Genomic DNA, 5,191 nt, shown 5'->3' with positions numbered 1-5,191 from the left:
TTCAGAGACGTAATCGGACAAGAAGAAATCAAGCAACGACTCATTCAGGAAGTGAACGAGGGGCGTATTCCACATGCCCAACTCATTTGCGGTCCCGAGGGAGTTGGTAAAATGCCATTGGCTATCGCATACGCACGCTACATCAGTTGCACCAATCGGGGCGAGGAAGATGCTTGCGGTGTCTGTCCGTCTTGTGTGAAATTCAATAAGCTGGTACATCCGGATGTACATTTCGTATTCCCCATCGTGAAAAGTGCGAAAGGAAAGAAAGAAGTGTGCGATGACTATATTGCCGATTGGCGGCCATTTGTTATTAACAATCCTTATTTTAACCTCAACCATTGGTTGGGTGAAATGGATGCGGAGAACTCTCAAGCGCTGATTTATGCTAAAGAGAGCGATGAGATCCTGAAGAAGCTCAGTCTGAAATCCAGTGAAGGAGGATTCAAGATTACGATTGTATGGTTGCCCGAGAAAATGCACCCGGTATGCGCCAATAAGTTGCTGAAACTGCTTGAAGAGCCACCCGAAAAGACGATTTTTCTGTTGGTATCCGAAGCTCCGGATATGATTCTGCCTACCATTTTGAGCCGTACCCAACGTATGAATGTGCGAAAAATAGACGAGGCCAGTATCGACCGGGTATTGCAGAGTAAATATCATGTTCAGCCTGCGGACAGTATCTCGATTGCTCATTTGGCAAACGGGAATTTTGTCAAGGCACTCGAAACGATTCATCTGAATGAGGAGAATCAGTTATTCTTCGAGCTCTTCGTCAACCTGATGCGCTTGTCCTATCAACGGAAAATAAAGGAGATGAAAATGTGGAGCGAACAGGTGGCCAGCATGGGACGCGAACGCCAGAAAAACTTTCTGGAATATTGCCAGCGCATGATCCGCGAAAACTTTATCTTTAACCTGCACCAGCGCAACCTGACGTATATGACCATTAACGAACAGAATTTCGCAACTCGCTTTGCACCTTTTGTCAACGAACGTAATGTGATGGGCATCATGGACGAATTAAGCGAAGCGCAGCTACATATAGAACAGAACGTAAATGCTAAAATGGTATTCTTCGACTTCTCATTGAAGATGATCGTACTGTTGAAGCAATAATAAATATATAACTTATGGAATATAAACTTCATAATGGGAGCGGCGGCCTTTGCTGCAAAGGATGTTCCCGACAAGATAAAAAACTGAATACCTACGACTGGCTAGCAGATATACCAGGCAATGCGGAGGAGAGTGACATGGTAGAAGTGCAGTTCAAGAATACCCGGAAGGGATATTTTCGGAACAGCAACAAGATTAAGCTGGAAAAAGGAGATGTAGTTGCCGTAGAAGCAGCTCCGGGTCATGACATCGGAGTAGTTACATTGACGGGCCGGCTCGTTCCGCTGCAAATGAAGAAAGCAAACTTCAAGGCAGACACGGAAATCAAACGTGTCTACCGGAAAGCGAAGCCAGTGGATATGGAAAAGTTCAACGAAGCGAAAGCCAAAGAACATGCTACCATGATCCGTGCACGCCAAATTGCATTGAACCTCAATCTGGATATGAAAATCGGTGACGTGGAGTATCAGGGAGATGGTAATAAGGCTATTTTCTACTACATCGCTGATGAACGGGTAGACTTCCGTCAGTTAATCAAAGTATTGGCCGAAGCTTTCCGCGTACGTATTGAAATGAAACAAATCGGTGCCCGTCAGGAAGCCGGACGTATCGGTGGAATCGGTCCGTGCGGACGCGAGCTCTGCTGTGCCACATGGATGACGAGTTTTGTTTCTGTGTCTACCAGTGCTGCCCGTTTTCAGGACATTTCACTAAATCCACAAAAACTTGCCGGACAATGTGCTAAACTAAAATGTTGCCTGAACTATGAGGTAGACTGTTATGTAGAAGCTCAAAAACGACTTCCTTCGAGAGAGATAGAGTTGGAAACAAAGGATGGCACTTTCTATTTCTTCAAGGCGGATATTCTAAGCAACCAGGTTTCTTACTCTACGGATAAGAATTTCCCTGCCAATTTGGTTACAATCAGCGGCAAACGTGCTTTTGAAGTCATCTCCATGAATAAGAAAGGGATGAAACCGGACAGCTTGATCGAAGAAGAAAAGAAACCGGAACCGAAAAAACCTATTGACTTGCTGGAACAGGAAAGTGTGACCCGCTTCGATCGCAGCCGGAATAATAAAGATGGCGGCAACAACGCTAACCGGAACAATAAAAAGAAGAAGAAGGGAAACAATAATAGTAATAATAACGGCAATCGCCCGCAACAACAAGCGGAAGGCGGAAATCGTCCGCAACAACCTCAACGGGAGAATGATAACCGACCGCAGTCGTCAGAGAACGGCAACAGAGGGGAAAGAGATAACCGTCCGAGAAATAACAATAACAACCGAAACAGAGGACAGAATCAGGGACGGAACAACGAAAGCAGACGTCCGGAAAGGGGACAGAACCAAGAACGTCCACAAGGTCAGGAACGCCCGCAGCAACAAGACCGCCAACGGGAACAGCAAGGACAGGAACGTCAGGAACGCCGTCCTAATCAGGAGCGTCCTTCCAGACCGGAAAGAAATCAGAATCAGGAGAAACTGCCAAATAATGAAAAGCCTACTCAGGAATAGTTTATTCGTTCTATTCAGCGCTTGCTTACTGACAGCCTGCAATGAAAATACGGTGTATCACTCTTATCAATCCCTTCCCGACGAGGGATGGGGAAAGAGTGATACACTCTCTTTTCAGATTCCTATCACCGACAGTATTCCCACTACCCTCCGGCTTTTTGCGGAAGTCCGCAACAGAATAGAATATCCTTATCATGACCTCCATTTATTTATCAGTCAGAATCTACAGGATTCTACCGTATGGCGTACTGATACCATTGCTTTCAGTCTGGCTGATTCTACAGGAAGATGGACGGGACACGGATGGGGAAGTATTTACCAATCGGAAACTTTTATCAAGTCTGTCCTCCCCTTGCGTTCCGGCAACTACACAATCAAAGTGATAAACGGAATGAAAGATGAAAAGCTACAAGGATTGAGCGACGTAGGTATCCGTATTGAAAAACAGTAAAAGTTAAAGCCTTCTGCCACGACCAGCATCAATCCGCAGGAAGATGAACAACAATATCGTAAATCCCCATAAGGAAGAGCCTCCATAGCTAAAGAAAGGCAATGGAATACCAATTACCGGAGTCAGCCCCAGTACCATACCGACATTGATAAATAAGTGGAAAAGGAAAATACTGACGACCGAATATCCATAAACCCGGCCAAAATTGGAAGTCTGCCGTTCGGCCAGGAAGATTAATCGCAAAATCAAAATAAGGAAAGCCAGCAGGACAGCAGCCGAACCCACAAAACCTTGTTCTTCACCTACTGTACAAAAAATAAAGTCAGTATCCTGTTCGGGCACGTACTTCAATTTCGTTTGCGTACCATTCAGGAATCCTTTCCCTGTTAGTCCGCCGGAACCAATGGCAATCTTAGATTGGTTCACGTTATATCCGGCACCGGTCAAATCTTCTTCTAAACCAAGCACTACCTTTATACGGACTTGTTGATGAGATTCCAATATATTATCAAATACATAATTACTGGAATACAGGAAGCCGATAGAACCGATTGTAAACAGCGCAATCAGGAAATAAGTACGTTGCCGCTCACTTAATGCCAGATAAATCAAATAGCCTATCACAACAGCACAAAGCGCCCATTGCACCCAAACCAGGCTAAAGTGTACCCAATATTCCGATATTAAATAGGCTATCAGCAATATGACCAGACTTCCACCAATGATATTACGGGTAGCAGGCCATTTCTTGCGATATACCCACACCATGCCACCAGCAAATAAGAGAATCAATAGTAATACGATAAATTCGCCTAGTGGCGTAGGAGTATCGGCTATAAATACTTCATCAAAACGGATGCCGACCACAAAATAGATTACGGCGCATACACCTGCAAAAAGTACTACTCCCGGCATTCCTTCACGGTAAAGAACCAGAAAAAAGGCGAGATAAACCAATGCAGAACCTGTCTCCCGCTGGCCGATAATCAATAACATCGGAAGAAGAATGATGAATCCCAGGATAAAGGCACATTTTTCTTTTTTGATGCTGAATGAATAAGAATTCATATATTTGGCCAAAGCCAAGGCCGTAGCAAACTTGGCAAACTCTGCAGGTTGCAAGCTAACAGGCCCCATCACCAGCCAGGAGCGTGAGCCTTTTGTGTCCGGCGCTATGAAGATGGTAACGATGAGCAAGAGAATCATCCCCACATATATAATGTACGCGAACATATCATACATACGGTCTTCCAGCATCAACAAAACAAATCCAAGTCCGAAGGAGCAGATAATCCACACAAACTGTTTACCAGCACGGGTTGAAAAATCCAGGAAGTCACGTTCACCATAGTCGTAGCTGGCTCCGCAAACGCTGAACCATCCGCCAACAATTAGGAGCAGGTAAATAAAAATCGTTACCCAGTCCAGTGATTTCCACAAACTATCGTTCCTCGTTACCATACAATATCACTCTGTTACTAATTTCTTCCGCTCTTAATTCATTTTCCGGTGATAACTTCCCGTTTATATATTGCTCCATCATCAACGCACCAACCGGCACACCATAAGTAGCTCCCCAACCACCATTCTCCACATAGACGGCAATAGCTATCTTGGGTTTATTCATAGGTGCAAAGCCCATAAATACCGAGTGGTCGTGCCCACGATTCTGTGCAGTACCAGTTTTACCACAAGCCTCCAGCCCCGGAACCATCACGGACAGCATACGGCAGGTACCGCCGGTGGCCGCGCCACGCATCCCTTCTACCACTGATTCATAATGTCTCTTCTCAATAGTGGTATAACGCGGTACACGATAGATGCTGTCTAGCTGGTTATCCTGGATTTCCTTTACAATATGCGGTGTCACGAAATATCCTCTGTTGGCAATCGTCGCTCCTAAGTTGGCTATTTGAAGGGGAGTGGACAGAATCTCTCCCTGTCCGATAGAGATACTGATTACAGTCAATCCGTTCCAATGTCCGCGATAGGCTTTATCGTAGAATTGTGCATTCGGAATCAATCCTCGTTTCTCTCCCGGCAAATCGACTCCCAGTTTGTAGCCAAATCCCTGCGAAACCATGTGGTCTTTCCAGACCGT

At 45.3% G+C, this 5,191-nt stretch carries 5 protein-coding genes; 3 read left to right on the top strand and 2 right to left on the bottom strand.

What is annotated here, in order from left to right; all coding sequences use genetic code 11:
- From ACT8YW_RS21605 to gldH, 3 genes are all read left to right on the top strand, one after another.
- The coding region (locus ACT8YW_RS21605; RefSeq protein ID WP_444107099.1) for a DNA polymerase III subunit at nucleotides 1-1,119 on the top strand (1,119 nt) is incomplete at its 5' end.
- 14 nt (nucleotides 1,120-1,133) lie between these two features.
- Nucleotides 1,134-2,639 (top strand): PSP1 domain-containing protein, encoded by a 1,506-nt coding sequence (locus ACT8YW_RS21600; RefSeq protein ID WP_444107098.1) that lies wholly within the window; start codon nucleotides 1,134-1,136, stop codon nucleotides 2,637-2,639.
- On the top strand, nucleotides 2,617-3,090 hold the full coding sequence (gene gldH / locus ACT8YW_RS21595; RefSeq protein WP_444107097.1) for a gliding motility lipoprotein GldH: 474 nt from the start codon (nucleotides 2,617-2,619) through the stop codon (nucleotides 3,088-3,090). The genes ACT8YW_RS21600 and gldH overlap by 23 nt, the downstream gene beginning before the upstream one ends.
- A 3-nt stretch (nucleotides 3,091-3,093) precedes the next feature.
- On the opposite strand, the gene rodA is transcribed toward gldH, so the two are convergent.
- Nucleotides 3,094-4,551: a rod shape-determining protein RodA gene (rodA, locus tag ACT8YW_RS21590; RefSeq protein WP_444107096.1), complete on the bottom strand. Its 1,458-nt coding sequence runs from the start codon at nucleotides 4,549-4,551 to the stop codon at nucleotides 3,094-3,096.
- Nucleotides 4,532-5,191: penicillin-binding transpeptidase domain-containing protein (locus ACT8YW_RS21585; RefSeq protein WP_444107095.1), on the bottom strand; the 660-nt coding region annotated here is incomplete at its 5' end. The genes rodA and ACT8YW_RS21585, both read right to left, overlap by 20 nt.

The sequence above is a fragment of the Bacteroides sp. genome (genome assembly GCF_052357945.1).
GTDB lineage: Bacteria > Bacteroidota > Bacteroidia > Bacteroidales > Bacteroidaceae > Bacteroides.
Note: the sequence above shows the minus strand (reverse complement) of the source record. Positions and strands in the feature narration are given on the sequence as shown.